Here is a 3,041-nt window from a genome sequence, read left to right on the forward strand (position 1 = left end):
TCGCCGAGTTCGGCATGAGTGGCCGTGGCATTGGAAAGATCGAGCGCCTCGCTCTCCTCGATCAAGGGGCAGACCCAGTACACCTGCCGGCCCTGCGCGAGCTGGCCGCGGATGCGTTCGACCACCTCGGCACGGCGGCTGTCGGCCACCACCTTGGTGACGATGGGTGTGCGGCCGGGCGGCAGTTCGTCGATGGTTGAGACGTCCAGGTCGGCGTAGTAGCTCATGGCGAGCGTTCTTGGAATGGGCGTGGCCGTCATCATCAGCAGGTGCGGCTCCTGGGTGAGGGCTTCGACAGGCTCAGCCCGAACGGACATCTGCTCAGCCCGAACGGGCATGAGCTCGACCCGAATGGAGGTCTCAGCCGGTCGAACCGCGTCCATTTCCGTTCGGGCTGAGCCTGTCGAAGCCCCCGCCAACACCTCCGTTCTCGCTGCGCCCATCTTGCTGCGCAGCGCCAACCGCTGCGCCACACCAAACCGATGCTGCTCGTCGATGATGGCCAGCGCCAGGTTCTTGAACACCACCTGGTCCTGGATGACAGCGTGCGTGCCCACCACCAACGCGGCCTCGCCGCTGGCGATCAGCGCGAGCATCTCGCCACGCTGTTTTTTCTTCTGGCTGCCGGTGAGCCAGGCCACACGTTTTCCCAGCGGCGCGAGCAAAGGTTCGAGCCAGCCGATGAGCTTGGCAAAGTGCTGCTCGGCCAGGATCTCGGTCGGCGCCATCAGCGCGCATTGCCAGCCCGCGTCGATGGCGATGGCGGCGGCCAGCGCGGCCACCACCGTCTTGCCCGAACCCACGTCGCCCTGCAGCAGGCGGTGCATGGGCACCTGGCGCATCAGGTCACGCGCGATCTCTTCACCCACGCGCCGCTGCGCGGTGGTGAGCGCGAATGGCAGCACGCCGAGCAGTTGTTCGTGCAGGCCACCCGGCGTGGCGCGCAACGCCGGCGCGCGCAGCTCGGCGCGCTCCTGCCTGGCGGTGAACTGCGAGAGCTGCTGCGCCAGCAGTTCCTCGGCCTTGAGGCGCTGCCAGGCCGGGTGGCTGCGGTCTTCGAGCGCGTCCAGCGACACGTCCGGTCCCGGGTGGTGCAGGTAGCGCAGCGCATCGCGCAGTGTCCAGGTGCCGCGCACCACGGCGTGCAGACCACCCAGCAGCGCGGGCGGCAGCGTCTCGCCGAGATCGGCGCGGTTCAGGCCACTGGCCACCGCCTTGCGCAGGTAGGCCTGGGGCAGTTGCGCGCTGGTGGGGTACACCGGCGTGAGCGCGTCGGGCAGTTCGCCGCCGGCCGCGTGAAACGCAGGGTGCACCATGGTCCAGCCCAGGAAGCCGCCGCGCAGCTCGCCCCGCACGCGCACGCGCTCGCCCACGGCCAACGTCTTCTGGTGCGCGGGGTAGAAGTTGAAAAAGCGCAACGTGCAGGTGTCGGTGCCGTCGTCCAGCGTCACCAACAGCTGGCGGCGCGGGCGCTGCGTGATCTCGCTGTGGGTGACCGTGCCCTCGATCTGCGCCAGCTGTCCGTCGCGCGCCTCGCGCAGCGTGATGATGCGGGTTTCGTCCTCGTAGCGCAGCGGCAGGTGCAGCGCCAGGTCGATGTCGCGCACCAGCCCGAGCCGGTGCAAGGCCTTCTGCGGGGCAGAGAGTGGCTTGCGGGCGGGGGTGGCATCGGGCATGGGACAATTCTGCCCGCTTCCCTTCACCCTCCCTTTTCACTTGGCACGGGCTTTGTCCAGCCCTCAAGCAGCATGACCTTTTCCACTTCTGAAGCCGTCGCGCGTTCCTTCACCGTCGCGGATTTTGATTTCCACCTCCCCACCGAGCTGATCGCCCAGCACCCCGCGCCCGAGCGCAGCGCCTCGCGCCTGCTCGACGGCAGCGGCCCCGCGCCGGTGGACCGCATCTTTCGTGACCTGCCAGAACTGCTGAAGGCCGGCGACCTGCTGGTGTTCAACGACACGCAGGTGGTCAAGGCGCGTCTCTTTGGCCAGAAGGCCAGCGGCGGCCAGCTGGAGATGTTGATCGAGCGCGTTCTGTTGCCGCATGAAGCCGGCGACGGCTCGGCGCACGAGGTGGTGGCCCACCTGCGCGTGAGCAAGAAGCCCCAACCCGGTGGCCGGTTGCACATGGCCGGAGGCCTGCGCGGCGGTGGCTTCGACGCGGTCTTCATCGGCCGCTGGCCCGACGAACAAGGCCAGCTGTTCCGCTTCCGGCTGCACGGCCCGGCGCAGGAGACGCCTTACGAGCTGATGGCACGCCACGGACACGTGCCGCTGCCGCCCTACATCACGCACACCGACGAGGCCGACGACGAGCGCCGCTACCAGACCGTGTTTGCCCGCGTGCCCGGCGCGGTGGCCGCACCCACGGCCGCGCTGCATTTCGACGAGGCGTTGCTCGCCGCACTCGATGCGCGCGGCGTGCGGCGCGCCAGCGTCACGCTGCACGTGGGCGCGGGCACCTTCGCGCCCATGAAGGCGGGCCGGATCGAAGACCACGTGATGCACCACGAGCGTTACGCCATTCCGCCCGCCACGTTGCAGGCGATGGCCGACTGCCGCGCGCGCGGCGGCCGCGTGGTGGCCGTGGGCACCACCACCGTGCGCACGCTGGAGAGCTGGGCACGCTCGGGCGAAACCGAGGGCGACACCAACATCTTCATCACGCCCGGCTTCGGCTTTCGCGTGGTGGACCTGATGGTCACCAACTTCCACCTGCCCCAGTCCACGCTGATGATGCTGGTCAGCGCCTTCGCGGGTTTCGACCACATCCGCGCGCTCTACGCCCACGCCATCGAACACCGCTACCGCTTCTTCAGCTATGGCGACGCCATGCTGCTTTCAAGGAACCCTGATGCTGCAGTTTGAAGTCCTCAAGACCGACCCCACCAGCCACGCGCGCCGCGCCCAGCTCACGCTGAACCACGGCGTGGTGCAGACGCCCATCTTCATGCCCGTGGGCACCTACGGCACCGTCAAGGGCGTGATGCCGCAAAGCCTGCACGACATGGGCGCGCAGATCATCCTGGGCAACACCTTCCA

At 68.6% G+C, this 3,041-nt stretch carries 3 protein-coding genes; 2 read left to right on the forward strand and 1 reads right to left on the reverse strand.

Features of this window, described 5'->3' with window-relative positions:
- Positions 1–1,676: ATP-dependent DNA helicase RecG (locus IV113_RS23635; RefSeq protein WP_291090474.1), on the reverse strand; the 1,676-nt coding region annotated here is incomplete at its 3' end.
- Positions 1,677–1,748: 72 nt separating this feature from the next.
- On the opposite strand from IV113_RS23635, the gene queA reads away from it, so the two are divergent.
- Both queA and IV113_RS23645 read left to right on the forward strand, forming a co-directional pair.
- Positions 1,749–2,867: a tRNA preQ1(34) S-adenosylmethionine ribosyltransferase-isomerase QueA gene (gene queA, locus IV113_RS23640; RefSeq protein WP_291090477.1), complete on the forward strand. Its 1,119-nt coding sequence runs from the start codon at positions 1,749–1,751 to the stop codon at positions 2,865–2,867.
- On the forward strand, positions 2,854–3,041 hold a 188-nt coding region (locus IV113_RS23645; RefSeq protein WP_291090481.1), incomplete at its 3' end, for a tRNA-guanine transglycosylase. The genes queA and IV113_RS23645, both read left to right, overlap by 14 nt.

The organism is Hydrogenophaga sp., assembly GCF_018780385.1.
GTDB lineage: Bacteria > Pseudomonadota > Gammaproteobacteria > Burkholderiales > Burkholderiaceae_C > Hydrogenophaga.

Excerpts from the sequence above, each read along its gene's own strand:
- queA (WP_291090477.1), top strand. The coding sequence starts at position 1,749 with ATGACCTTTTCCACTTCTGAAGCCGTCGCGCGTTCCTTCACCGTCGCG.